Origin of the sequence: Candidatus Neptunochlamydia sp. REUL1 (assembly GCF_963457595.1) — a bacterium.
In the GTDB taxonomy this organism is placed as follows: Bacteria; Chlamydiota; Chlamydiia; order Chlamydiales; family Simkaniaceae; genus Neptunichlamydia.
The window spans coordinates 281,109-307,124 of sequence record NZ_OY735137.1; the positions used below are offsets into that span (position 1 = coordinate 281,109).

Sequence of the window (26,016 nt, forward strand, 5' to 3'; positions counted from 1 at the left end):
CGTTTTTCCTAAACAGTTACCGTATGGTTCCTGATTGTTCTTAGCATTTGCTGAGTCGCCTCTCCGATTGAATTTCCTAACAGATTGAGCTTTAAAGGCATTGTCCTTTGTTGGAGCGCTTCAAAAAAATAGCGTGCTCCAGTATCTGTGATTTGATTGTCATTTAGCCATAAGGTTGTTAATGATCTATTTGCTTTTAAGGCCTCTGCTAGCTGTTTTGCCCCTTCGTCGGTGATTTGGTTCTGTTCTAATCCCAATTCTTTGAGAGCGCCTGTCTGTTGGATCAAGCGAGCGGCAATAGAGGCTCCGTCATCTGTAAGTGAGGTGTGTTTGAGATTGATTTTTTCGACATCAGAGACCCTCAGACTGCTCAGTATTTTTTCAAAGAATATGGGTCCTAAAGGGTTTCCTCCTAAGAGGAGTTCTGTGGAAAGAGTCCCAAGACAAAGGCTTAATGAGTCTGCTATTTTTTCTGTGAGCTGATTTTTTCTTAGGTCAAGCTCCTTTAAGTCTAACCCTTGTAAAGCTGCAAGGAGTCCCTTGGTTTTTTCATCGCCAAGAGGATGCTCTTGCGCCCTCAAGTTTAAAAGAGTCGGTTTTGTCTCTACAAGAAATCGGATGCTCTCTTCATCCCCTCCTTGGGTTGCTGCATGCAGGAGCGTGTATTTTCCTTTAAGAGAGGACTCGTTGATCAAGGTGTGATCTTTTCCATGGATCCATTCAAGAGCATTTTTATTGCCCCCTTCTGCTGCTGCATACAGCGCGCTATATCCATCTTCCCTAGTTACAAAAAGGAGTTCAGGACAGACCTCATAAAGACGGTCGAGAATGTTAAGGTGCCCCTGAAAGGCTGCTTCATGAAAAGGGGTCCATCCTATTTTCCCAATGGGAAATTCCCGCTTTGCTCGTACAAGGCTGTCACGAGATATGTGCTTGTCAAGGAGATCCATATCTCCTCTTCGACAGGCATCAAAAATTTTAATGGCTTGATCTGTCTCACCTTCAGATAATTGGCGATCAATCCTCATGGACTCTCTTTTTGCGGATAGGGCCATGGAAGCAATGAGTCTTGTAGAGTCAGGGATGGCGTCAAGCATGTTTTTAGCAGTGAAATTTCGGGCGATATGGGTAAATCGAGTGCGACACTCTGGACATCGGCTTCTCCCGTGAGCATTTTGATTGGCATTGATCCACCCTTCAATGGCCTCTTTTTCAAAAGAGTGGCCACAAGGCAAAGCGTGGGGATCTTTCATGACTTCTTGTGTGATCGTGCAAATAGCATTTTGTAAAACAGGTTGTAAAAGAGCTGACATTTAAGGCCTCCTAGGTTTCATAAAATGGGGATGTTTTTCTTTTCAAATCTCTTTATGCCTCTATGATCATCACCAACCCATGAAGGTTTGATCGAAACTTGATGACGAATCGACTGGACATAGTCTAAACCCTTTTCAAAAGGGACGGCGCAGCGGCTGATCAAATAAGCAATCAAAACAGCAGGGCTTCTAGACACCCCTTGAACGCAGTGAATCAATAGGTTTTTCTTCTGATCGCGTGCTTGGTCAATATGACTAAAAAGGGTCTCGAGATGCGGCTCAATCTGTTCCCAGCTACAATCTAAATCATCTACAGGAACTCTAGCATGTTGGATTCCAGATAACTGAGGTTTGAATCTTGACCAGTCATCTAAAGGGACTCCCTCTCCTGGATGGAAATCAGTGATACTTAAAATGATTTGAATGTTGAGCTCGGAGCATCCTTTCTGATCAATTTTATCTAAGACTTCTTGCTTAGGAGGTCCATCAAAAATCTCTTCTGGCCTGTCAACCATTGGATATTTCTGAATAAATTGAGGGTCAACACTTAAATAGGCGCGGTAATTGCCCAGGTAGACATGGGGAAGGATTTCATGGACATGGGTATGAATCGAGATAAATTCCGGCCCTTCTTCCCAAAGACCACTAGCCGTATACGGTGGAGTAGAAAGGATTTTGCTTCTTAATGAAGCATTTTCATCAGTTAGGGGGTTAGAGGGGGAAATAAAAGGATGGGAAAAGCAAGAAGAAACAGGGTCCATGTCTATACCTCCTAAGGAATCAATGTATATCAAAAAATTTTACTTTTCTTTTAAGAAAAAGTAAAGATTTTTTAAAAATAACCCTGTTTTCTTCCATGTCATTTAGAAATAAGGTACGCGTTCACGGAGGGGTTAGGAACTGTCTAGGAGCAATGGAATCGAAGACCCTTTCAGATGAGCATCAAAAAAAAATCGCCAAATGACTGCAGGCCTAAGTCCTCTTTCTGCCAGGTTATTTGTTGGTTCGACTCCTTCTTCATATAAAAGTCCGAGCGACATTCGTGCGCTGATATACGCTAAGAAATTATTTTTCTGGACATTTTTTACTTAAAAAATTCATTTTAAACGGATTATTCATTTACCATTTTTCTAAGCAGGTTGAAGAACTTTTTTCTCGATTTTTCTTCGCTTCATCCATTTATAAAGGGTCGAAGGAGAGCAGTCTGTTAATTTAGCAATTGCTCTCTTGCTAATGCTTTTCTTTAGGTAGCCAACGATCTCTTCTTCTCTTTCATCGAGCTTAAGGGAGGCTGCTGGTCCTTTAGGCCTTCCTAATTGCACTCCATCAGACTTCCTTTTTGCTAAAGCTTCCTTAGTTCTGACGCTGATAAATTCCCTTTCTATTTGCGCTGCGAGTCCCAATACGGTCGCAGTAATTGTCGAGACAACAATCACATCATTTTTATCAGCTTTGGTCAATAGGTCTCCAATTGCTCTATTTTTCCAATGCTTTTCCCCACTTGCGCTGTCTTCGACCATTGCGATGGATGTGATCTTTTGATAGTGAGGCTGTTTAGAACCAAAGAGATTCAGAAGTTTCAGGATATAAAACTTTTGAGTTCGAAAAAACAGGTGCTTTTTGATAGTTTTTGTAGTTTGTAAGTGTTTAGAAATGGAAAATTCAGTCCATTTGGACACACCTCTCCCTAGGAGAGACACAAATTTGGGGGATCTAGAACCGCTAGCCTCTTCAGATTGTAACAAATAGCTTGCATAAAACTTGAAAACTGTTTGATTAGCAAATATCACGCTAAATATAAGCGCTTTATTTTTATATAGCCATAGGATGACGCTGCCTTAGACAAGATAGGCTCTTATAGATCGATTATGGCGCTTACTATAGAGCTAAGCTTTCTCTCCTGTGAGTTCTTCATAGACAGACTTGGCATACCACTGGATTTCTTTCCATTTTTTGTAAGCAATAATCTCACCGTCGTTAATACCATACCCTGGGTTATTGGGTCTATTAGGATCCTTTTTGAAGTCTTCGATCATTTTAGATAGCTTCTTGAGCACCTTGCATTGCTTATTTGTCACATCAAGCTTGTTATCTTCAGCACCATGTATGACTGTTATTACATCACATAGATACCTAGAGCACGTTTTCATGCAGTTTTCCTCGTCGTATAGGGGAAACTCTTTCCTCACCCAAAAGCGCTCTTGATACTCTTGTTTGGATATCGTCCAGATTTCTAAATACACGTTGATCAGGCAGTGCTCAAGACTCGTCTCAGGGATATGCTGGCGTCTTTTGAATTGCTCAATAAGGAAACTTGGGTAGATCTTTTTTTCTTCTGCATGAATCTCTTCTGGTGTAGCGTCTCTTTGCTTTATCTCTGGACGTTTTTCTCTTGGGGGGCGAGACTTTTCCCATGCATCGAGGTCGTCTCCTGTGATCTCCTCATAGACGAGCTTGGCGTATGCTTGTATCTTATGCCATTTTGGATCAGCAATAATTGCAGAGTCATTTAGACCGTATCCTGGGTCGTCTGGTACAGTCGGATCTCCATCAAAATCATCTACCATCGTGTATAGTCTCTGTAGCATTTCGCGTTGCTTAGCAGTCATAGAAACTCTTCCAGCATCATTCGCCAGAAGAACAGCTTCTCCATCGGACAGAAAAGTCTCTAGGGTTTCCATATAGTTATCTCCCATCATAGGAGGCTCTTGCCTTACCCAGAAGCGCTCTTGGTATTCTGCGTTGGATATAACCCATGTAGTGCGAATGATCTGTAAAAAATCGGTGATTTTAGTTGGGTTGTAAGGAATGCTTTTTCCTGTTTCTTTTTCTGTGCGTGTTTCTTCTCTCGCCTTTCTAAACTCGTCTACAAGAAATAGAGGATATATGCTTTTATCTTCCCTAAGATCTCTTGCTTCATTTTCTATCTCTTCAGGTATCATTATTCCCATCCCCTAAATTGATACTCAGTTAATTGAATATGGGTTGTTTCATCTGGTTTTGTTATCCATTTACCATCTTTTGTTAAGTAATATTTCCCTTTTCTCTGGACTACATAATGAGTTTGTTGTCTCAGTATTCCATTCATTTGCTTCCCCTCAATAATTGCAGTCACTGGATTCTCTTTGCGAAGACCTGGGCATATCCTGATTAAAATGTTTTCTTCGTATACAGTCCCAGGCTTTCTAAAAACAATACCTGCATTCTTCTTTGCAAATTCCGCTACATATTCAGTGGGAAAGAGCTTTGGATTCTCAAAAGTCTTGAACCCAGAATAATCAAGCACTCTGCGTATCTTCATCTCTGATAGACTGTCACTTGCAAACTCTTTTCTAACAACTTTGTATAGTTCTTTCTTATCGGAAACTACTCGCTTAAGAGCATCTATTTTAGGGCTTGCAACTTTCCACCACTCAAGCTCTGGGCCCTTGTTTACGTATGGTATATCGAAGGGTTTTATATATGTGAGTTTTCTTTTAGCAAGATTTAACGCAGTCTTATCACTAACAAAACTACATCGTAGTATGCGGTTCTCTATCAACTGCCTACCCACTTCATGCCTAAAGGCTACCGTGGACAGTGCCCTGTCCTGTAGTGGACTAACAGTGCTCATAGATTTTAAAGCTCTAAATGCTTTCGGTATCGAACCTGCTGCACTACCAAGACCAAAACCAAAGGCCACCCCCGCTGCTTTATTGGTGTCATGAGATTCTGCCATAACGAGGCCTACTACGCCGCCTTCACAAGCCATGCCCAGTACGCTAATGCCTTCTGCGACTCTTATGACCTTTCCAACACCTCCAAAAGAAATCATCTCACCAACGAACTCCCCAGCTCTTGCTCCGAAAGAATAAGGGTCCTTGATATGTACAAGCTTGTCATACTTCAATAGCGCGCTAGCGGAGAATCTTTTAAAGTGTTCTTTTGGACATTCAGCTCCGGACACGTCAGACATATCAGGAAGCATTAAGCTGCAGATGCCTCGGAGAATTTTAGCACCACCCTTTGGAATGCTTTTTGTGAAGTCGTTAACAGCAGCGCTTTTCACCGTCTTTAAAGCATCTATAGCAGACCTTGACTGGAGAGTTACATCCATTAATGCAAACTCCATAGATCCAGAAAAACCAGCCATTTGAATCTGTCTTTGAGGAGAATCTCCTCGAGGAAGATCTGCAGTTCGTTCTAGTATCCTGAGCTCCATTGGTGGCACTTGCACATTGTTTGCCAGACCTTGCCCCCAGTAAGCTTGATAGTTCAAGGGGGCTTTAGGGCTATTATCTACAACAGGCGTTTGGTATTGCATGTTTTTGTTGAAGAGTTGGCCTTGTTGCATCGCCTGAACATTCTCCCACTGTCCTGCATTAGGCTCCCTTATCTGTGGTCTATTCGGAGGTGGAGGGGCTTGAGACAATTCTCTTGGCACATATCTATCTGAAGAGGTAGATGGATTCGTGGTATACAGCGGCATCTTAGTTGCAGATATTTCACCGCTTACTGCAACGTTTTCTTTTATCCAATTCCATGCTTTTCCTACTACTGTTTTGGGTTTCTTGGGCTTTTCAGGTTTAGATTCTGGAACTGGAATTCTCTCTATTCCTTGTAGACTATCTAGTGTCTTTTGGGCGTCATCTCTTTCTTCTATCGCCTTTGATAGATTCTCGTTTCCCTTGATGACTTTGCTCAATTCCTTAGTTGCAGAGTTGAATGCACCACAGGCTTTTTGATACTTTGCAAATTTCTCATTGAGGTATTTATTTGCTTCTGCAACACCAGCTTCTTTTTGTATGAGCTCATTTTGTGCTGCTTGGATCTTTAGAGCATGTTGCTTGCTGTCTTCTTGCTGCTGTAAGTCTGCCAGAGTTGGTTCTTGCTTGGGGTATTTTTCTTGTTCTTCTGGAGTAAGTTCTCCGCCAACTTTTGGTTTAGGAGCTTCCTTGAACTTTTGGTCAACGTACTGCTTAATGTAGTGACTTTGAACATCTCCATTGGATATCAATGCTCTTGCGATGCGTATGTCAAGCGGCGTTGTCTCATCTGTCTCAGGAAGCTGATTAACAGCCTCAGCTACGCTAAAACCTAGTACTTGGCAGACTAGCTTTTTCTTATCTTGCGTTAATGCGCCTTTGAGTACAGATCCACCAAGGTTTCTTAAGGCAGACTCTCCTTTTCCTGTCTTTTCTGCTCGAGTTGCTAGGTCAAGAAGATCAACACCAAGAGCCGTTCCTAGATCCCAGGAATTTCTTCCCATTGCGCTACCAAGACCAAAGCCTCCAAATAGCTTTAAGACTTGCACTGCCTGATCTTTTCCTTCAGGGTCGATTGTATTGCCAAAAGAGTTCATTGCCGTTTTTGCTGCTTGTCCAATTACTAAGCTTGGATCTCCCGTTATAAAGGATAATCCTCCAGAGATCAAGGCACTACATAGATCATCTTTTAGCTCGTTTCTATGTTTATTTGAGAGCTGATGATCTCGTATCTTTTGCTGCTCAGCGTAGTGCTTTGCTGCTGTCCAGAGTGCTATCGCTCGAGTGAGATCTTCCTTTGTGAGTCTTGGTCTTTCGATGCTTTCTTTAGAGGGGTATTGCTTGAGATAGATCTTAACCTCTTCAATGTCTTTCTTGAGCCACTCTGATACCAATAGGCTGCTGAATATCTCCTTCAGTGCTTTCATGCATTTGGGAAATAATCTAGGAAATATGGAAAACTCTCGCAAACAGGTATCGTGAGTATCTAGTTGAAATACATCTCCAATCTTTTGTCCTGCTTTATTCAGAGATTTTATAAGCTGCCCCTTCAGGCCATACTCTTCTTCAAGGATCTTCTTGAGCTCAAGAATCACTTCTTCTGTTGGTTGATGATAAGTACAGTGGATATCTGAAAAGTCTCCAGCATCTATGGTGTATTCGACTTTTTCACTCACGTCTGCATAGCCTCGAAAATGATCAGCTAACAAAATAGATGCTTCTTTAGCTAAGTTGTTAACACCACGTATCTCACGGAAGAAATCAACAAAAACCTTTTGAAAGCGCTCATCTTCCTGCTGCTTTCCCAAAACAAAGAAATAACTTTCTTGAATCTTCCTATTGATTGTTGTCTGCAGGGTTTTCATGTGCTGTGTATTGGCAGATAGTCTTTGCTCGGGATTTGGGTGCCAGGGATCTATAGAGTCAAATAGCTCTTGATACTTTGCTTCTGGAAGTCTTAGTGGTAAATGTCTTGCCGGAGGAGAGTTTTCTGGAGAACTAGATGCAGAACTATAGCCGCATGAATGATCGCTAGAGGTAGAGCTTGCTGAGGAGCTGGAGGGAGGAGGGACTCTAAGATGTGTTAACTTCTGCATCGGCTCATCCTACTAGTTTGATCAAGATGCCATAAGAGCTTAATCGATAGCGGTTATCTAGTCAAAGATTTACAACCACATATCAAAGAATTTCCATATGGTTCTGGTGCAAAAAACGCTTGGCTTCTGTAAAATTGAATTTTTCATGTGTTAGGTGAGAGGTTAAGATGACAATGTTGGATTCCGAAGACAAACCATTCAAATGGAAGCATTTTGCAGGAGAGATTACCCTTTGGTTAGTCAGGTGATATTGTAATTTTGCATTGACCTACAGAGATTTAGTAATGATGATTATAATGCTCCCCAAAATTTAGACAGGTGTGTTTAGGAGAATAAGCTGTCTCGGATAGACTAAAAGGAGATAGTTTATGAAACGGAGAAAAATGAGCAGTAAATATTCACCCGCTATCCCTTCCTTTGAAAGTGTCTGAAGCATTTCTCCAAGAGAGGCGTTCTTTCCTCCTACGAGCTCCACATCATTAATGTTTAGCTCTTCAAGCTTTTTAACATACTTATATGCGCTCATCTCTCTCTCCTGGCTCGATTGAGACCTGCTCTAGCTTCCATGGCTTGATTCATCAGATTCCCAAAAGTAAGGACTCCCACGAGTTTAACCAATCCTTCAAACCCCAAAAGGTAGATGAGAAAAATCACTGTGCCAATAATCACTGTTTCTGCTGGATCTTGATCAACAACATAGAGTAGTCCCTTCCAAACAAACAGCATGGACCCAAAGATCAATAGCACATTGACTTGAGAATTAATTCTCTGATGCATCTTCTTGAACATCTTGATTCCGATCTTCTCATAGCCTAAGCACATCACCTTAATCCCCAAAGAAAGGACAAGGCTGGTCTGCAGTTTTTTCTCGAACTTATTAACATAAAAATCAACAGAATGAAGAAATTTACTCAAGGAAGACAGCCGGTTCCTTCCCTCACGAGAGACAAACTGTTTTAGTTCTCTAAATGCCTCAACAAGGGGAGCTGCAAAATCTGCAACCTCTTCAAGCTTCATCTGAACAATCTCCCACCTGCTTAAATCAATTCTCCCAAATTTCAGCTGCCGATTAAGATATCTCGATTGGTAAAGCCCTCGGACTCTATTATGACACATTGGGCAATTGTTGCTATAAGAGACATGTTTTTGAATGGTTCGACGCTCTCCTCCATGAAGCCCGTCCAAGTTAAAAAGACCATCTGAAGAAAGCAGTTTCTCAGATCCAAGAGCTGCGTTAAAAAGTGCATTAGTGACTCCAAACTCAACCTTGATTTCTCCCATCTTAAAACGTCCTTGATGAAAAACGTACCATTCGCTCGACAAAATCCGATCCATAAGCTCCAATCTCTCCAAGCCAAAGTTGCAATCAGAAAAAGCCATCGCGGTAAGTTCAGGATTTGGGTTCCCTCCAGTATATTTCTCTAAAGAGAAAGGACATTGCAAAGGGGTGCTGGGCGAGATCTGAAAGATAGTCATCCCCACTTCTCCATTTCAAGTGATAAAGAGGGAGTCTATCAAACCTAAGGTATCCCGTCCATAACGGATTAAAACATCTTATACTGCATACTACTGAATGTAGCCGAATGCCTTTTGATACCGACCATACCGCATATAGAAAAGAAGTAAGTTTTTTTCATTGTAGTGACTTTTCCATGCTCCAATCTGCCCCTTGCGAAAGGTTTGATCAAATTCCGTAGGGTGCGCTGTTCCAAACATTTTCTGACTGATCTCCTCAACCTGCTTTTCTTTTAAGTCTTGAGAGAAAACTGCTGCAAACTGTCGAATACATTCCTTTTGAGATTCAACATTTCCTCCTCCCTTGGGGCCCACAAGGTCTTCAAAGCGGATAACCTGAGTGTTTTTCTCATTGCATAAAACGCACGCTTCTTCGATGTTCTCCCTCATACAACCATCATAGTAGAGATTTTCTTGCCCATCCTCCAAAACAATCCGAAGTTTTTCATCAAGGCTGCAGCTTCTCCAGTGTTGGATCAGTTCTCGCAACCCCTTGCGCTTCGCAGCCAAGTGACGATTGATCAGTCCCTTCTCAATCTGAGCATCAAACCAATAAACCAGCGAAACAAAGACGTCTCGTAGATCTCGCACAATGATGACTTTTGGCGTTTCAGAATCATAGAACAAAGGGTTGCGCACGCCGCAATTGACAATGTGATCAGCCCATTGCCCTTTTGGGGTCTCCGGAAATAAACTCAATGTCTTTAAAGCAAGGTGCCCACCTGCCTTTGGTACTGATAGAACGACAGGGCGCTTCAATGCCCCATCATCAGAAAAAATCAAGGCCGGCAGTAAAAGAAGAATCAAAACAAGCTTTTTCATATCCCAGGATGGTGCCTCAAGCAGAAAAAAATGACAAGTCAGGAAAAAAAAGAGCCACACTTCTGTGGAAGTGTGGCTCTTTAGTGAACAGTAATTAGTGCCTTGCTACTCCACTTCCTCAGCTAGTTTTTGTGCTGCAATTCTGCAACAGTTCCGTGAAAATGTCGTTTGAAGCTCTGGAGATCCAATTCCCTGAAGGGTTGTGAGCGCAAGTTTTTGACCTTCATTCTCTTCAATCTCTTCAATCTCGTTTTGGAAAGCAAAGAAATCTTCGTCATCCACTTCTTTAGCAGCTGCAGCATCAAGATGTCCAAGAACAGCTTCGTAATCAGCCGCAAGCACCGGTGTCTCTCCAATTTGGGTGCGTAGTGCTTGAACCTTTTCCCTAGTAGGACCTGAAAAGAAATTAGGAGTGTCCTCTCCTTTTTTACTTCCTACAACGTAGATAGCAACTGCTTTAGTCACAATAAATTTCGTAGTGTCTCTACCAGCATCCATCATCGCAAAAGCATCTTTAGTCTGTTGACTAGCATCTTTCAAAACTTCCTCTAGAATAAAGTCTGCACCAGCCTTATTTGAGTTCACTCCAACTGCAACCCTAACAGCACCTAGAACTGGATCGATTGCCTCTGCATTAGACCCTAATACTTCCAATGAGTTGGTCACAATATCTTCTATTGCATTTCCTTGCATCCACTGAGTGAAAATCTGACCTAAGACTCCTCGAAATTGTGGACCTAACAATGTCCCTGCATTAGAAAGTGCCTCTCCGAAATTCCCCTCTCGAAACCTTTGCATAATAGTCCGTCGATCTAGTCCATCCATATTTTCTACGATTTCGGTAAGCTGTCTGATCGCAGATTGCACATTATCACTTTCAGAAGCTTTAACCCTTTCCATAGTTTGAGCAAAGTCTGCGCCAAAAATATCATATTTAATGTATCTGAAAAAGGCAGTCACTGGAACTATTGGGAGGGCTAGGGCAACCATAAGAACGATATAGTTTCTAGGAATCTGCAATTTGAGATACTGATTACAGGTTTTTGCGCTGTAGTAAGTGCCCGTAAGAGAAATAACACCGAGTGCAACATGCAAAATATAAAGATGCCTTGGGTCTTCAACTCCTACATGAATTTTCAGACTGTGGTTCGTGATTGTACTGACTACTGCTAAATTAATGGCTCCAAAATAGAATGCATTTTTAAATAACGGAGTCGCCATAAAAATCGAAAGAACTTTAGCACAAATCGCAGTCTGAAATCCTGCCTTTGCAAGTTGGATAGTTGCATCCATAGGTCCCCTTGAAAAGGGGATCATAATGAAATCTGAAGCTGTATAGATATGGACAAATTCGTTTGTAATCTTCGTGCCAAAATACTCATTGCATAGCTTTGCCACAGCATATCGCGACGCGATAGCAATGGCAAACTGCAGAGCATCCACCCCTTTATCGAGACCATATCCCTCTGGAGTCCAATCTCTTTTCGCTTTTTTCTTTAAGTTTGTTGAAGCATATTCAACAGTCCCATTAACGGCCCCAAATACAAAGGCATCTTTAAGGAGAGGTGTTGTCGTTTTGGCAATATTTTGAACCACCCCTGTTTGATCTACAAGACATGTAAATATAATAGAGTGGGTGCAGTGAAGTATACTATAGTCGATGCCGCTAAAAATCGCAGAAGAAAAGGATGTAACAGGTGAAATTGACATATTTTTGATCTCCATTCATTATAATGCAAAATTTTGCAGTAATCATACTCGAAAAAATTATTTAGAACAATCTTTTTTATTAATTACATAGCATTGATAATCAAAATTTTAGGCAGATATCAATAAAGTTTGAATTTGACACTAGAATTTGCAGACTTGCTCTCGCATCTCGTCTTCTGATTCGACGATTCCCTCAAAGACGAGCCCTTTGGTCGGGTCTAGGGTGACAAGCTGGTCTTTTTTGAGTGTCGTGCATGCTGCATCCGCGCGAACTAGGAGAGGTATTTTGTAGTCACGAGCAAACTGCTTTGCAAGATCTTCAGAACGGGAGTCATCAGGATGGTTTTGAAGGATAATTCCCCCTGCTACTTTGAGATGAGGTTCATACTCTTCTAAGCAACTTGACAGAACGACTAGCTTATCCTTAAAGTCATATTTGGCCTCTTCATCAAAACTGAGCAGAAACTCTACTTTTCCATGAGTCCGCTTTCCATTTCCAGGAAGTCCTCTTACAAGCACATCACCGATATTATCAACAAGCATCACGTTGGTTGTTCCACTGACTCCAAAAGGGGTTCCAGAGGTCACCACAATCAGATCTCCATAGCGCACGAGTTTATGCGTCAAAACAAAACAACTGGCCCGTTGCACGCCTTCTTTCACATTTTTCACTTTCTCCAAAACGGGAACGGTTCCCCAAGAAAAGGCAAGTTGATGATAGGTCTTCTCATCGGGTGTAACAGCAACAATAGGCATCTCGGGACGAAACCGCCCCATAAGACGCGCGGTAAATCCACTTGTTGTGAGGGCAATGAGTGCTTTTCCATGGGCGCTATAGGCTGTTTTTACCGAAGCGAGTGCCACCGATGAAGAGATGTCATTAAAAAGTTGTCGAGATACATCTTTGTAAAAGAAATCCTCATAATCAAAGTCTTTTTCAGCCTCTATGATCGTGCTTCGCATGAGCTTGACTGTCTCAATGGGATATTGTCCCACAGCCGTCTCACCTGAAAGCATTACCGCAGAGGTGCAATCGTACACAGCATTGGCGACATCAGAAACCTCAGCGCGTGTGGGGCGAGGATTTGAGATCATCGATTCAAGCATTTGCGTTGCTGTAACAACAGGCTTGAACGATTGGTAACATTTGCGGATCATCACCTTCTGAAGCTTGGGAACTTGAGTCACAGGCAGTTCTACCCCCAAATCTCCCCTAGCAACCATGATCCCATCTGAAGCTTGAAGGATACTATCAAAATTCTTCACACCCAGAGCATTTTCAATCTTGGCAATGACCATGACATGGCTCGACTTACTTTTTGCCAAAATCCCTTTAATGGTAATGATATGGTCAGCTGAGCGGATGAAGGATGCTGCTAAAATATCAATCCCATTTTTGCATCCAAATTCAATGTCTGAAATGTCTCTTTCTGTCACGGCAGGAAGCTGAAGCTCTGCGTGAGGAATATTCACCCCTTTCTGCGATTTTAAAACGCCGGGGTTTTCTATTTTCACGACCAAAAAATCGGGGTGTTTTTCAGTCACTTTCGAGGTGATATACCCATCATCAAAGAGGACTTGTGCCCCCATCTTAATGTCTTGAATGACTTCAAAGGGCTCTAGGGTGATCTCTCCCTCTTTGGGATCTTTGGTGATTTTAAGGTGGGCTCCTTCTTCCAAAACAATGGGAGAAGCGAGATTGCAGACCCGTACTTCAGGTCCTTTTGTATCAAGCATGATCGCCAAGGCGATCCCTTTTTCCTTCCGCGCTTTTTTGAGATTGTCAATCGTTTCTTTATGCTTGTCATAGGCGCCATGACTCATGTTGATTCGAGCAACATTCATCCCTGCATCGATCAGCTGCAAAATTTTTTCATAGCTGCTTGTTGCAGGTCCCAGGGTACAAATAATTTTTGTTCTCGTACGCATATTTCCTCTTATATAGAAACTCTTATTAATGTATACTATCCTCTATGGAAAAACAATCTATCATCCTAAAAAATGTCCGAGTTCACAACTTGAAAGGAGTTGACCTCACCCTCGATCCAGGGACTTTTAATGTCTTTACTGGAGTATCAGGTTCGGGAAAATCCTCACTTGCTTTTGACACGATTTTTGTTGAAGGGCAACGGCGCTATATCGAATCGCTTTCCAATTATGCACGCAGATATATGGGAAGTCTTCAGAAACCCGATGCGGATCTCATTGAAGGAATTTCTCCAACCATTGCGATCGAACAAAAAACATCAGGGAGAAACCCTCGCTCTACCGTTGGAACCATTACAGCAATCTATGATTATCTCCGCGTTCTTTTTGCCCGCGTTGGTACCCCTCATTGCCCTGTAAGCGGCGAAAAGGTTCAGCCTCAAAGCATGGAGCGAATCCTTTCTACCATTCAGGATTTTCCAGAAAAATCGCAGCTCATTTTCTTAGCCCCCCATATCAAAGGAAAAAAGGGCGAATTTAAGGATCTCTTTGAAGAGCTTATCCGCAAAGGGTTTATGCGTATTCGCCTGGATGGAGAGATTGTGAACCTTGAAGACGAAATTGAAGTTGATAAATCAACTGCTCATGATATCGACCTTGTCATCGATCGGATCCTCCTCAAGGAGGAAGAAAAAAACCGGATTGTAGAAGCGGTGACTCAGGCATTGGAGCTTGGCGAAGGGGTGATGAGTGTCTACAATAAAACAAGCAAGAGAGAAACCCTCTTTTCGCAGCACGCCTACGCAAAAAAATCGAAACTCTCTTATTCTCCGCTAGAGCCCCATGACTTTTCCTTTAACCATCCTAGCGGAATGTGCTCCACCTGTGAAGGGCTTGGGCTCACACAAGACTTTGATCTCGACAAAATTATTGATCCCGAGCTGAGTATTGCGGAGGACTGCTGCTTAATCGCTGGCTCTTACAACACGGTGAAGTGGAAAAACATCTACAATAACCTTGGCAGCCTCTATGATTTTGACGTCCATACTCCATGGAAAGATCTCCCTGTAAAAGCCCAAAACCAATACCTGCATGGAAACAGAAAAAAGTGGACAAAGATGCATTTTGTTCACCCTGTGAAGAAGACTTCCTGGATCGAATATATCAAATGGCGCGGCGTTATTTCAGAGGCAAAAAAGCGTTACAATGAAGCGAAGAGTGACGTCTACAGAAATAAGATGTTAAAGCTGATGCATGAAACGATTTGCCCCGACTGCAACGGCTCTCGCATCAAGCCTTACCCTGCAGCAACGCAGCTAGATGGAAAAACAATCCATGAGCTGACTTCAATGACAATCGAAGAGCTCCACAGCTTCTTTCAAAAGCTCAAGCTTTCTCCCTTCGAAGAAATGGTGGGGCATGATCTCATTTTGGAGATCAAAAAACGGCTCGACTTTCTCCTCAATGTCGGACTTTACTACTTAGCTTTAGAGCGCACCGCCCCCACTCTTTCTGGTGGAGAATCGCAGCGAGTACGCCTCGCTTCGCAGATTGGATGCGGCCTTGTAGGCACCACATATATTCTTGATGAGCCCTCGATAGGCCTCCACCCCCGCGACAATACAAAGCTTATATCCACTCTAGAAAAACTCCGAGACCGTGGAAACACAATCATTGTTGTAGAACATGACGAAGAGACAATGGAAGCGGCTGACTTTATCGTCGACATCGGCCCCGAAGCAGGATCCCGCGGAGGAGAGGTGATTGCTGCTGGAACGATCGAAGATTTAGAGAAGGAACCCCGCTCAATTACAGGAGCCTACCTAAGTGGAAGAGAAACCATCCCGATTCTAAAAAAGCGAAAAAAAGGGAAGAATATTCTCACGATCGAAGGAGCGGAGCATCACAATCTAAAGCAGGTCAATGTTGATATTCCTTTGGGGCTTTTCATTGCAGTTACAGGAGTTTCAGGCTCGGGGAAATCTTCTCTTATTACCGATACGCTTTATCCAGCTCTTGCAAATAAACTTCATCGCGCACAGCACCCAGTAGGAAAGCACAAAGCGATTCAAGGGCTAGAGCACCTTGATAAGATCGTTGCCATCGATCAGACTCCGATTGGCAGAACCCCCCGTTCTAATCCCAGTACCTACATCAAAGTATTCGATGATATCCGAGATCTCTTCACAAAACTTCCTGAAAGCCAGGCGGCAGGCTTTAAGCCTGGCCGTTTTAGCTTCAATGTCCAGGAAGGCTCATGCACCGAATGCCGAGGGATGGGACAGATCCGCCTCGATATGGACTTTATGGACGATGTGTGGACAACGTGCTCTCTCTGCAATGGAAAACGGTTTGATCCCAAAACCCTTGCCATTACCTACAAGGGGAAAAATATCCACGATGTTTTGGAAATGACTGTTGAAGAGGCTCTCGGTTTCTTCGATGCAATTCCCCATATCCACCACAAACTGTCCCTTCTCAAACAAGTAGGGATGGACTACACCACCCTTGGACAATCCTCTACAACACTTTCGGGAGGGGAAGCGCAACGGATAAAGCTTGCTCGAGAAATCATCCGCCCTGCTACGGGGAAAACGCTCTATATCTTGGATGAACCTACAACAGGACTCCACTTTCATGATATCCGGAAGCTCATCGATATATTGCAACATCTAGTCGACGCTGGAAATACAGTTCTTGTGATCGAACACAATATTGATCTTATTAAAACAACGGATTGGATCATTGATTTAGGCCCTGAAGGAGGGCGAGGAGGGGGACAAATCCTTGCCACTGCCACTCCAGAGCAGATGGCCAAAAAAGAAACTCCAACAGGACATGCGCTCCGCCCTCGTAAAGCTCCCAAAAGTCGTCCCCATAAAGCAACTCAAAAACCGCTCAGTGCAATGACTGCAATCGGATGCCGACAAAACAATTTAAAAGGAGAAGATCTCAAAATTCCCCGAGGGAAAATCTCCGTCTGCACGGGTCCCTCTGGTTCTGGGAAAAGTTCGTTTGCATTTGAAACAATCTATGCTGAAGGACAGCGACGTTATATTGAATCTCTATCTGCTTATGCCCGGCAGTTTGTGAAACAGATGCCCAAGCCCAAAGTCGAAGAGATTGAAGGGCTCTCCCCGGCAATTGCTATCGAACAAAAACACCATGCAGGAAACCCTCGCTCAACTATTGGAACAATGACAGAGGTCTACGATTTTCTCCGGCTTTTATACGCTCACCGAGGCGTAGCTTATTGCCCTGAAACAGGAGAAAAGATTGAATCGATCAGCAAAGAGTCTGTGGTTAAGCATCTGATAAAACTTCCCGAAAAAACACGCCTCCACATCCTATCCCCGATCAAAGTTGTAAAAGGGCAATCAATAGATGAGATTCAGGATGTTTTGACGCAGCAAGGATTTGTTCGAGTACGCCTTAATGGAGAGTATTACGAACTGGATGAAGAAATCCCCTACCAAGCAAACCGAAAAAATGCTCTTTTTCTTGTCGTCGATCGCGTTGCCATCCGTCCTGGTATTGAAAAAAGGCTCTTCGAGGCGATAGAACAAGCAACAGCCCTAACAAAAGAGCCCTTTACCGTTGCACTCGATGATGAAGACCTTCTTTTCAACCTAGCCTTTGCTGTTCCCAGCACAGGAAAGACCTACCCCCCGCTTACTCCTCACACCTTTTCCTTCAACTCAGAAGAAGGGATGTGTCCCGACTGTTTGGGACTCGGATTTCAGTGGGGAGCTAATGTCCTCTCCCACCAAAAAATCATGGCCCTTTCCTCCTATGAACTAATCAGTAAATTGTGGAAAGAAGAAGCAACCTCTGTTGCTGAGGAAGTCTTTCTCACCTTTTTAGAGGAAGAAGAGATTGATCCCGATATCCCCCTTTACCAACTTCCTGTAAAACAGCTCCAGCTAATACTCAATGGATCGCCCCGCTATTTCAAATGCGAAAAAATGGAACTCCGCTTTATAGGGATTAATCACGCCTTTGCAAAAATTGGGAAAACAGGGCACCGCCAGCAACGAGAAACCATGCAGCCTCTGCTCGAGGTTGCGCCCTGCATGAGTTGCGAAGGTGAGAGGCTCAATCCCCTAGCGCGAGGAGTGAAACTTGAGGGGAAAACACTCGGTCATTTATGCAACCTTCCATTATCCGAGGCCCTCCCATTTATCGATGGTATCCCTAAGGAAAAAGAAATTCAGGAGATTTTAGATCCCTTGATTCATCGCCTCACCTTCCTTTGCAATATTGGGTTGGAATATCTCTCTCTTTCCCGCAGTGCGCCCACCCTAAGTGGAGGAGAAACGCAACGGATTCACCTTGCCCGCCAGCTCGGAAGTGGCCTGACGGGATGCCTCTATGTTTTGGATGAGCCAACTATTGGCCTTCACCCCTATAACAACGAAAGGCTCAACGAAGCACTTAAACATCTCCGCGATTTAGGAAATACGCTTCTCATGGTTGAACATGACCCTTTAACTTTGGAAATTGCTGACCATATTTTTGATTTTGGCCCCAAAGCAGGCAGGCTTGGTGGGGAGCTCATAGCAGAGGGGACCCTCGCCCAAATTAAAAAGAATAAAGCCTCGCTAACCGGCAGCTATTTAAGTGGGAAAACAAAGCTTCCTATCCCTGAAAAGCGACGCGTCTCAAAGAACTTTCTCACTATCGAAAAAGCCAAAAAACATAACCTCAAAAATATCACTGTGAAAATCCCTACCAAGGTTTTAACCTGTATCAGTGGCGTTTCAGGGTCGGGGAAGTCGACGCTAGTCGACACACTTTTAAAACAAGGCGTGCAAAAACATATCGCTTCCCGCTCAGATAGTGACGAAATCGCCATTGACGGAGCAAAAATTAAAGGACTTTCAGAAATCAATAAGCTGATTGCTATCGATCAGAATCCTATTGGGCATACCGTTAGAGCCGATGTCTCCACCTATAGCGAAGCCAATCAACCTTTGCGCCAATTCTTTGCCAAACTCCCCGAAGCAGCAGCGCGAGGATTGCAGCCAAAACACTTTAGCCATAACCACCTTAAAGGGATGTGCCGAAGCTGTTGGGGCCTCGGGTTCAAAACTATCCGACTGCAATTCCTCCCCTCTTTAAGAGTCAAGTGTGATAGCTGTAATGGAAACCGGCTAAATCCCCTCAGCTTAAAAGTCACCTACAAGGGAAAAAGCTTAGGCCAGCTACTGAAACTCACCGTTGAAGACTCACTGAACTTCCTTCCTCCCATTCCAAAGCTCCAGAAAATTTTGGAGACTCTTATCAGTGTTGGGTTGGGTTACCTCACGTTGGGGCAGGAAATTCAATCCCTATCAGGAGGCGAAGCCGGACGCATGCGGCTTGGAAGAGAACTTTCAAAACGGGCAACCGGCAAGACACTCTATCTATTCGATGAACCAACGATCGGCCTTCATAGCGACGATATTGCGAAGCTCCTTCCCATTTTCCATACTCTTATTGATAAAGGAAATACCGTTATCATTGTTGAGCATAACCTCGATATCCTTAAGGCCGCTGATCACATTATCGATCTGGGGCCCGGCCCTGGAGAAGGCGGCGGCCAGATCGTTGCCACCGGCACCCCAGAGGAAATTGGAAAAACAAGCGCTTCCTATACAGGAAAATACCTCATATGATAAACTAGGGGCTCGCCGGGGAACTTTTGGAGTAATGCGGTCTGAACCAGGTCAGGACAGGAATGTAGCAGCCTTTAGGATTTAAGTTATGCCAGGAGCACTCTCCGGCTTTTTTTATGCCTGTAGCTCTCAAAATAGCTTGTAGGAGAAATTTCATTTTGATACATTTCAGTATTTTAAATGGAATGCAAATGCAGAAAACCTTTTTGTGGATAGCTCTTTTACTTGGAAGTTGCGCCAGTACGTACGGTGCCGTGCAAGGCGCCTACTACCAGCACTTCTCCATTGAACTCGACTATGTTTTGATGCGACGTGCTAACTCCCAGAACAAGCATTTAGTTGCTGCGGCTGGAGGCCCACAGGGGATTCCCATAGAATGGACACCTGTTGACTGCCGAAAGGAAGAGGGAAAGCCCATGATCGAGTCGAAAGACCTCGTCCACGATATGCATTTCAATTCAGGATTTTCGGTTGCCACAAAGATCTACCCAAGCATCTACTCTACATGGGAAGCGCGCTACTTAGGGGGATTCGCTTGGAGTGGCCAGAAAACGAGAAATTGCCCTAAGAATCTAAATATCGATGGAAACATTACCCAATTTACCTACGACTATAACTATGCAAGCCGGGTAAAAGCAGTCTATCTCTCGAAAATGTATACGTATGAGCTGAATTACTGGCATCATGTCACCCCTCGCTATACTGACCATTTTTCTGTTTCCTGGATCCTCGGTCTTCGCTATTTTGACATCGACGAAAAGCTTAAAATGTACTTTACCAAACCCTTTGATGAGATTCCTCAAACAAGTCGCTACCGTGTCCGGACAGAAAATACATCGTTTGGCCTTCAATTAGGTGGAGACCTCGAATACAATCCCTACCACTTTTTGACGTGGGGACTCGTTGTCAAAGGTGGGGGTCTCTTTAATCGTGATAAGCAAAGAACCCTAATGCTTGATAAAGGCAACGCCATCGTGCATCGCGACATTGATAAAAGTGGCTCTAACTTTGCCTATTTTGCGCAAGTATTCCCCTTTATTGAACTCAGACCCACCAAACACTTCTTCTTTCTCTTTAACTATCAAGTCATCTACGTCGGGGCCATTGCGACTGCTAGCGGCAACTTGACCTTCCATGGTACGGGTGATATCCTTGACCACGGTGGCCACATTATCTACCACGGCGCAACCGGCGCTATCCAGTTCAACTTCTAAAGAAAAATCAGGGTCTTTGAGGTGCTAACTAGCATCAAAAAGGGCTTCGTATTTTTTAAGAGCAGCTCGAAGGGCGCTTTCCGCATCGACTCCTTCCTGCTGCGCTTGAATCACAAGGTCTAAGAATTGATCACCAATTGCGATTTCAGCAGATGCTTTTTGCTCTTTTTGGGGAAATGAAAGCTTAGTGCGAATAATTTTGGAAACGATTTTTTGAGCCCGCGAGAGAGCTCCGAGCGTTCTAGGGATTCCCTCAAGGGGGTGTTTTCGCTCTTTCTTCTCTTTGGCTTTTGCCTTTTCCCAGTGATGGACGACTTCATCAACATTCTTGACCTCGACATCTCCAAAAACATGGGGATGGCGACGGACAAGCTTCTCGCTAACGGTAGTAATGATATCCTCAAGAGAAAACCGTTTGTTCTTTTCTCCAAGCTTACCATAGAAAATAATTTGGAAAAGAACATCGCCAAGTTCTTCAACCATCCCCTCGGTATCATCGTCATCAACAGCTTCAAGAAGTTCGTGAACTTCTTCAAGAACGTGAGGACGGAGTGATTGAAATGTTTGTTTTCGATCCCAGGGGCATCCATCGGGCCCGTGAAGGATATCGGCAATTTCTACAAGTTCATCAAATTCTTCCATAACGCAGCAAAGCATACACTGCCTGCATAAGTTTTTCAATAACGCAGTGCAAAATAATAAAACGAGCGATATACTCGGGGGCATGGAACGTCATTTTACCACTTCAGTTTACATCCTGCGTGAAGAGAGAGTCCTCCTCCTTTTTCATCCAAAATTGCAAAAATGGCTCCCTCCTGGTGGACATATTGAAAAAAATGAATCTCCCCCTGAGGCAGCACGGCGAGAGGTCATGGAAGAAACAGGACTTGAGATTTCTTTTACCAAGCAAGAAAACCTCTGGGTCAAACGGTGGAATGCCTCCTCTTTTGAGCGTCCCTACATGTGCCTTATTGAAGAAATCCCCCAGCATAAAGAGACCCCTGCCCACCAACACCTTGATCTTATTTATCTAGCCAGCCCCTTAGGAGATTCTACCCCAAATTCCCCTGATCCTATTGAGTACTTTTCCTTAGAAGAGGTCGAAGCAATGAAAAGTGATGAGGAAATTTTTGAAGAAACTCAGGATACAATTCGCCATCTGTTAAAAGTGGAGGCCGCCATTGTCTAAAAAAGCTTTCTTTGTTGCAGCGACAGGACAACACGTCGGAAAAACCACAACCTGTCTTGGCCTGGTTTCAGGGCTATTGAAAAAACACAAAAATGTGGGCTTTATCAAGCCCATTGGGCAAGAGCACATAGAGATTGAAACAGGCGTTCATGTTGACAAGGATGTGGTTCTATTTAAAGACCATTTTGATCTAAAGCAAGCTGAAGCCACGATGAGCCCGGTTCTTTTTCCACGAGGGTTTACCCGTGATTTCCTCGATGAAAAAGTTAAAGAAGAAGACCTACAATCGAAAATCGAAGAAAGTTATAAAACAATATCTAAGTCAAGCAATGCGACTGTCGTTGAGGGAACAGGACATGTTGGTGTCGGATCCATTGTTAACTTCAGCAACGCCCGTGTGGCATCCCTCCTTGGACTACCCATGATTCTTGTTGCTTCTGGCGGTCTTGGCTCTGCTTTTGATGCCTTAGCCGTTAACAAAGCCCTTTGCGACGCTGAAGGAGTACGGATTGCCGGTATCATCTTAAACCGCGTGCACGATGATAAACGAGACATGGTCCTGACTTACATGGAAAAAGCGCTCGCCGATTGGAATATTCCAATCCTTGGCTGCATTCCCTTCGACCCTTTTCTAAGTAATCCCACGATGCAGGACTATGAGTCCCTTTTCAATGCCACATTGCTCACCGGGGAAGAACACCACATGCGTCATTTTCGCCATATGCGCCTTGTGGCCACTTCCCTCAAAAACTATCGGGAACTGATTCTTCCAAACCAGCTCATCATCACTCCTTCGAATCGCGAAGATATTATCTTGTCCACCCTAACCAAACACTGGGATGTTAAAATTGCCAACCCTCAAGAAGATCTCTCCGTAGGAATCATCCTGACTGGTGACGCCCCTCCCCGACAAACCATCCTCGAGGCACTCAAAAAAGCCAATATCCCCATGCTCTATGCCCCTGTCAGTTCCTATCGCGCCATGGAAATGATCACCTCCTACACCGTTAAGATCCGTAAAGAAGACAAAGAAAAAATCAACGAAGCTGTCGAAGTCGTTGAATCCCACATTGACTTCGACCTCCTCCTTTCCACCCTTTAAAAACAGCTCCGAATTTTCAGTGAAAATTCGTCTCTTATTTCTATATATAGAAAGATATGAAAACACTTGTCCTAAACACACATTTTTCCTCTCTTGAAGAACTAGACCTTCAAGTTTCTGAAGTCCCAGCACCCAAACCCAAAAAAGAAAGTGCCTTGTTGAAGTGCATGTCTCAGGGATGAACCCAAGTGATGCCCTCGGAGCATTAGGATACTTTTCTCATACACACCTACCTCGCATCCCAGGAAGAGATTTTGCAGGAGTTGTTATCAAAGGAAGCCCTGACGTCATTGGAAAAAAGGTGTGGGGAACTGGGGGTGCCGTAGGAATCGATAGAAATGGAGGCCATGCCGAACACCTTACCCTCCCTGAATCTTCCCTATCCGAGATTCCCAATAACCTCTCTCCTGAAGAAGCCGGAGCTCAAACCCTTCCCTACACTACCGCCTATTACAGCCTTGTTTCTCGAGCGCAAATCAAACCAAATGAAGAAGTTCTTGTGATTGGTAGCATCAACACCATTGACTTTAACTTTGAAGAAAACAAGGCCTTTCTCGCCGACCTCAAGGAAGGATTTGAATGGAAAAAGCTTACACCTCTCCCGATTTCCAAAGAAACAACCTTTTCTCTTTCAAAGGCCACTGAGGCTTAACAAGCTGTACTCAGAGGCACTCAAGGAAAAAGAGTCTTTCTTTCTATTCGTTAAGTTCTATTGAAGACTTTAGAAGCTTTTTTGTAGGTACCTCTTTAAGGCAGGCACCAGTTTTGCAGGTTCGGAGGGCTGGACATCTTTTGGTAAAAGTCTTGCCGTAAGGACAAATGCCTTGGAAAGCCTTGTGGTTATTCTGCGCGGGTTTGTAAATGGAGGCGCTTGAGGGGCCAAAGAAACTCAGCGTTGGAACAGAGGTTGTTGCTGCAAGATGGAGCGCACTTGAGTCAACGGTATAAATCGCGTCCATATGTGACATAAAATTCTGCCAAAGAGGAAGACGCATTTTTGGGAGAACTGTGCTATATGAGGGAAATTGCGCATGAAGAGCTAGAGCTTCTTGCTCTTCTTTAGGACTTCCCCAAACAAAATAGAAATGGGTTTCTTTCTTTTGCAAAAGCTCTTTGAGAAGTTCGATCCAGGTCGGAAGAGAAAGTTTCTTGTTTTCCCAGTGAGATCCTGGACAGATCATCGTCTGGTGCTCTCCCTTTAACTCTGAGAGCAACCAAGCCGATTCCTTTTGAGTAATGGTGAGAGTCAGAGAGGTATTGATGGGATAAGGTTTTAGGGAAAAATGCTGCTGCGCAATAGAGAGATATTGGAGGGAAATGGGATCCTTTTTATTCAGCGGGTAGCGGCAATTTAAAGCCAGAGCATTTGGCCACTCTGGCGCGGATTTGAATGTGGTTCCCACCTTTTCTTTAGCACGAATACATTTTGTAATCAGCGCAGATTTAATATTTCCCTGCAAATCAAAGAGAATGTCATAGTGTTTGCAGCGCAGCGTTTTTATTGCCAAGCGAATAGCACCTCGATGCTTAATGAGATTTTTTCTCCACGTGCGCATCTCAATAGGAATCACAGTGTGGATATCGGGATGGGCTTCTAGAATGTCTCTGAAAGGCTTTTCAACAACCCAGTCAATTTCTGCTTCAGGATATTTTTTCTTAAGAAAAGAAATAACAGGAAGTGCTTGAATGATGTCACCGAGAGAAGATGTTTTAACAAGAAGGATTTTCATCTTTTTTCAGACATCAAATAATTTAGATTCAAAAATATACGGATATAGTACAAAATGTTCCATGAAAAATCATAGCCTAAATCTCCTTTTGAGGCTATACCTAGAAAGGGAATTCAAAACGTTGTTTTACACGAGGATAAATGAAACGACAAGACGTTATTTTTTCGAATAAGCACCCTCGCGAAATGTATCTCTTAGCCCTGACAGAAATGTGCCAGCGTTTCGCCTATTGGGGAATTGGAAACCTCCTCGTTCTTTACCTCGTGACACACCTTTCATATTCCACACCAAAGGCGACACATCTTTTTGGCGCATATACAGGAATCGCTTTTACACTTCCTATTTTAGGAGGATGGATTGCTGATAAGTGGAACTACCAAAGCCCCATACTCCTTGGAACGCTTTTGACAGCTGCAGGATGTTTTTTATTAGCAACTTTGAGCGAGACTCTCATTCTTCCAGCACTCGCTCTTCTTGCTTTTGGAGGGGGTCTGTTTACCCCTGCAATTTACTCTCTTTTAGGAAGTGTCTATGCAAAAAAACCTCACATCCGTGAGGGAGGATTTTCCATTTACTACGCTTCGGTCAATGTTGGAATTTTCGTCGCTATGATCGTCCTGGGCTATCTCCAAACGGTTGATTGGAGACTCGTTTTTATCTTGTGTGGCTGTGTTCAGATGCTTGGTATCGTCCCTTACTTTGCTGTGATTGGGAAATTAAAAAACCTTGAAGTTCCCTCCCATTACTTCGTCTCAAAAAAAAACGACCCAAATCACTTTCCCCTCAAAAAACATGAAAAGAACCGTATCTATGTTATATTAATTATGACTCTTGTCTCGGTTCTTTTTTGGATGGCCTACAATCAAGCGGGTTCTTCAATGACCCTGTTTGCTCTTAAATTTACCGACAGAACGTTTGGTGGATTTACGGTTCCAACCCCTTGGTTTACCTCAGCAGAAACCTTTTTCCTCCTTGTCTTCGCCTTCCCCCTTGCTTCCCTCTACCTCTTTTTACGACGCATAAAATCAAGTGCAAGCCCTCCAATGAAAACAGCCCTCAGCCTATTCTTCATGGGACTATGCTTCCTCGTAATGCAACGAGCAGCAGCCCACATTCCCCAAGGCGCCGATCACGCTCATGTGAATCCCTTTTACTTGATCTCTTCCTTTGGTCTCATGGCTCTTGCTGAACTTTTTCTTGCTCCTATAGGTCTCTCACTTGTGACTCATCTCAGCCCCCACCGCTATCGTGGACTCCTTACAGGAGTATGGTTTGCCTGCATCGGAATTGGGTTCTATCTCGGAGGGTATGTTGCCGGCTGGATGACTAAGATCCACCTCTCAAGCTTTTTCGATATTTTTGTTGTCACCTCCTTTGTCCCAGCTTTCATTCTCGTCCTTTTCAGCAAAAAGCTCGACAATATGCGTCATATCGACTACCTATAGCGCCTAAAGTTAAACTAGTTATTTAATTGAATTTTAGTCTTTTTATCGTTATG

The 26,016-nt window shown here is 43.6% G+C and carries 19 protein-coding genes and 1 other RNA gene; 8 read left to right on the forward strand and 12 right to left on the reverse strand.

The genetic code is table 11. The features are described from left to right. Positions 1–8 precede the first annotated feature (8 nt). The 10 genes from R2I63_RS01765 to pyk form a co-directional block, all read right to left on the reverse strand. Complete coding sequence (locus R2I63_RS01765; RefSeq protein WP_316358187.1) at positions 9–1,313, reverse strand: ankyrin repeat domain-containing protein; 1,305 nt, start codon at positions 1,311–1,313, stop codon at positions 9–11. Positions 1,314–1,330: 17 nt separating this feature from the next. Continuing rightward, positions 1,331–2,074 carry a dual specificity protein phosphatase family protein gene (locus R2I63_RS01770; protein WP_316358190.1) on the reverse strand — a complete coding sequence of 248 codons (744 nt, stop codon included), beginning with the start codon at positions 2,072–2,074 and terminating at the stop codon, positions 1,331–1,333. A 369-nt stretch (positions 2,075–2,443) separates the two neighbouring features. Next, entirely contained in the window at positions 2,444–2,992 is a 549-nt protein-coding gene (locus R2I63_RS01775) for a hypothetical protein (RefSeq protein ID WP_316358191.1), read from the reverse strand. Positions 2,993–3,199: 207 nt separating this feature from the next. After that, positions 3,200–4,264, reverse strand: a complete 1,065-nt coding sequence (locus tag R2I63_RS01780; protein ID WP_316358194.1) for a hypothetical protein — start codon at positions 4,262–4,264, stop codon at positions 3,200–3,202. Continuing rightward, a complete protein-coding gene (locus R2I63_RS01785) occupies positions 4,255–7,653 on the reverse strand; it encodes a hypothetical protein (RefSeq protein ID WP_316358195.1) in 3,399 nt (1,132 codons plus the stop codon). The genes R2I63_RS01780 and R2I63_RS01785 overlap by 10 nt, the downstream gene beginning before the upstream one ends. A 310-nt stretch (positions 7,654–7,963) precedes the next feature. Then, entirely contained in the window at positions 7,964–8,179 is a 216-nt protein-coding gene (locus R2I63_RS01790) for a hypothetical protein (RefSeq protein ID WP_316358196.1), read from the reverse strand. Continuing rightward, on the reverse strand, positions 8,176–9,129 hold the full coding sequence (locus R2I63_RS01795) for a hypothetical protein (protein ID WP_316358199.1): 954 nt from the start codon (positions 9,127–9,129) through the stop codon (positions 8,176–8,178). The genes R2I63_RS01790 and R2I63_RS01795 overlap by 4 nt, the downstream gene beginning before the upstream one ends. 90 nt (positions 9,130–9,219) lie before the next feature. Continuing rightward, entirely contained in the window at positions 9,220–9,990 is a 771-nt protein-coding gene (locus R2I63_RS01800; RefSeq protein WP_316358202.1) for a hypothetical protein, read from the reverse strand. Positions 9,991–10,095: 105 nt separating this feature from the next. Continuing rightward, a complete protein-coding gene (locus tag R2I63_RS01805) occupies positions 10,096–11,700 on the reverse strand; it encodes a hypothetical protein (protein WP_316358205.1) in 1,605 nt (534 codons plus the stop codon). A gap of 141 nt (positions 11,701–11,841) precedes the next feature. Further along, complete coding sequence (gene pyk, locus R2I63_RS01810; protein ID WP_316358208.1) at positions 11,842–13,629, reverse strand: pyruvate kinase; 1,788 nt, start codon at positions 13,627–13,629, stop codon at positions 11,842–11,844. Between the two features lie 44 nt (positions 13,630–13,673). On the opposite strand from pyk, the gene uvrA reads away from it, so the two are divergent. The 3 genes from uvrA (at position 13,674) to R2I63_RS01825 (ending at position 20,497) form a co-directional block, all read left to right on the forward strand. Further along, complete coding sequence (gene uvrA / locus R2I63_RS01815; RefSeq protein ID WP_316358211.1) at positions 13,674–19,283, forward strand: excinuclease ABC subunit UvrA; 5,610 nt, start codon at positions 13,674–13,676, stop codon at positions 19,281–19,283. A gap of 15 nt (positions 19,284–19,298) precedes the next feature. Then, positions 19,299–19,394, forward strand: an RNA gene (gene ffs / locus R2I63_RS01820) — signal recognition particle sRNA small type. A gap of 80 nt (positions 19,395–19,474) precedes the next feature. Next, positions 19,475–20,497: a hypothetical protein gene (locus R2I63_RS01825; protein WP_316358214.1), complete on the forward strand. Its 1,023-nt coding sequence runs from the start codon at positions 19,475–19,477 to the stop codon at positions 20,495–20,497. Positions 20,498–20,521: 24 nt separating this feature from the next. On the opposite strand, the gene R2I63_RS01830 is transcribed toward R2I63_RS01825, so the two are convergent. Next, positions 20,522–21,139, reverse strand: coding sequence for a MazG family protein (locus tag R2I63_RS01830; protein ID WP_316358216.1), 618 nt, complete (start codon positions 21,137–21,139; stop codon positions 20,522–20,524). Between the two features lie 82 nt (positions 21,140–21,221). Between R2I63_RS01830 and R2I63_RS01835 the strand changes: the two genes are divergently transcribed. Genes R2I63_RS01835 through R2I63_RS01850 form a run of 4 tightly spaced genes read left to right on the forward strand, consistent with a single transcriptional unit; the run spans position 21,222 to position 23,440 of the window. After that, the gene (locus tag R2I63_RS01835; protein WP_316358218.1) at positions 21,222–21,686 is read left to right on the forward strand and encodes an NUDIX hydrolase; all 465 of its coding nucleotides are present in this window, start codon (positions 21,222–21,224) and stop codon (positions 21,684–21,686) included. Next, on the forward strand, positions 21,679–22,788 hold the full coding sequence (locus R2I63_RS01840; RefSeq protein ID WP_316358220.1) for a phosphotransacetylase family protein: 1,110 nt from the start codon (positions 21,679–21,681) through the stop codon (positions 22,786–22,788). The genes R2I63_RS01835 and R2I63_RS01840 overlap by 8 nt, the downstream gene beginning before the upstream one ends. 56 nt (positions 22,789–22,844) lie before the next feature. After that, positions 22,845–22,970 carry a hypothetical protein gene (locus R2I63_RS01845; RefSeq protein WP_316358221.1) on the forward strand — a complete coding sequence of 42 codons (126 nt, stop codon included), beginning with the start codon at positions 22,845–22,847 and terminating at the stop codon, positions 22,968–22,970. Then, complete coding sequence (locus tag R2I63_RS01850; protein WP_316358225.1) at positions 22,967–23,440, forward strand: zinc-binding alcohol dehydrogenase family protein; 474 nt, start codon at positions 22,967–22,969, stop codon at positions 23,438–23,440. Before R2I63_RS01845 ends, R2I63_RS01850 begins: the two co-directional genes overlap by 4 nt. Positions 23,441–23,483: 43 nt before the next feature. On the opposite strand, the gene waaC is transcribed toward R2I63_RS01850, so the two are convergent. Beyond that, positions 23,484–24,518, reverse strand: coding sequence for a lipopolysaccharide heptosyltransferase I (waaC, locus tag R2I63_RS01855; protein ID WP_316358230.1), 1,035 nt, complete (start codon positions 24,516–24,518; stop codon positions 23,484–23,486). Between the two features lie 140 nt (positions 24,519–24,658). Between waaC and R2I63_RS01860 the strand changes: the two genes are divergently transcribed. Beyond that, on the forward strand, positions 24,659–25,963 hold the full coding sequence (locus R2I63_RS01860) for a peptide MFS transporter (protein ID WP_316358233.1): 1,305 nt from the start codon (positions 24,659–24,661) through the stop codon (positions 25,961–25,963). Positions 25,964–26,016: the final 53 nt, after the last annotated feature.

Excerpts from the sequence above, each read along its gene's own strand:
- R2I63_RS01835 (WP_316358218.1), top strand. The coding sequence starts at position 21,222 with ATGGAACGTCATTTTACCACTTCAGTTTACATCCTGCGTGAAGAGAGA.
- R2I63_RS01780 (WP_316358194.1), bottom strand. The coding sequence starts at position 4,264 with ATGGGAATAATGATACCTGAAGAGATAGAAAATGAAGCAAGAGATCTT.
- R2I63_RS01765 (WP_316358187.1), bottom strand. The coding sequence starts at position 1,313 with ATGTCAGCTCTTTTACAACCTGTTTTACAAAATGCTATTTGCACGATC.
- R2I63_RS01805 (WP_316358205.1), bottom strand. The coding sequence starts at position 11,700 with ATGTCAATTTCACCTGTTACATCCTTTTCTTCTGCGATTTTTAGCGGC.
- R2I63_RS01800 (WP_316358202.1), bottom strand. The coding sequence starts at position 9,990 with ATGAAAAAGCTTGTTTTGATTCTTCTTTTACTGCCGGCCTTGATTTTT.
- waaC (WP_316358230.1), bottom strand. The coding sequence starts at position 24,518 with ATGAAAATCCTTCTTGTTAAAACATCTTCTCTCGGTGACATCATTCAA.
- R2I63_RS01790 (WP_316358196.1), bottom strand. The coding sequence starts at position 8,179 with ATGAGCGCATATAAGTATGTTAAAAAGCTTGAAGAGCTAAACATTAAT.
- R2I63_RS01825 (WP_316358214.1), top strand. The coding sequence starts at position 19,475 with ATGCAGAAAACCTTTTTGTGGATAGCTCTTTTACTTGGAAGTTGCGCC.
- R2I63_RS01850 (WP_316358225.1), top strand. The coding sequence starts at position 22,967 with ATGAACCCAAGTGATGCCCTCGGAGCATTAGGATACTTTTCTCATACA.
- uvrA (WP_316358211.1), top strand. The coding sequence starts at position 13,674 with ATGGAAAAACAATCTATCATCCTAAAAAATGTCCGAGTTCACAACTTG.
- R2I63_RS01845 (WP_316358221.1), top strand. The coding sequence starts at position 22,845 with ATGAAAACACTTGTCCTAAACACACATTTTTCCTCTCTTGAAGAACTA.
- R2I63_RS01785 (WP_316358195.1), bottom strand. The coding sequence starts at position 7,653 with ATGCAGAAGTTAACACATCTTAGAGTCCCTCCTCCCTCCAGCTCCTCA.
- R2I63_RS01795 (WP_316358199.1), bottom strand. The coding sequence starts at position 9,129 with ATGACTATCTTTCAGATCTCGCCCAGCACCCCTTTGCAATGTCCTTTC.
- R2I63_RS01830 (WP_316358216.1), bottom strand. The coding sequence starts at position 21,139 with ATGGAAGAATTTGATGAACTTGTAGAAATTGCCGATATCCTTCACGGG.
- R2I63_RS01770 (WP_316358190.1), bottom strand. The coding sequence starts at position 2,074 with ATGGACCCTGTTTCTTCTTGCTTTTCCCATCCTTTTATTTCCCCCTCT.
- pyk (WP_316358208.1), bottom strand. The coding sequence starts at position 13,629 with ATGCGTACGAGAACAAAAATTATTTGTACCCTGGGACCTGCAACAAGC.
- R2I63_RS01860 (WP_316358233.1), top strand. The coding sequence starts at position 24,659 with ATGAAACGACAAGACGTTATTTTTTCGAATAAGCACCCTCGCGAAATG.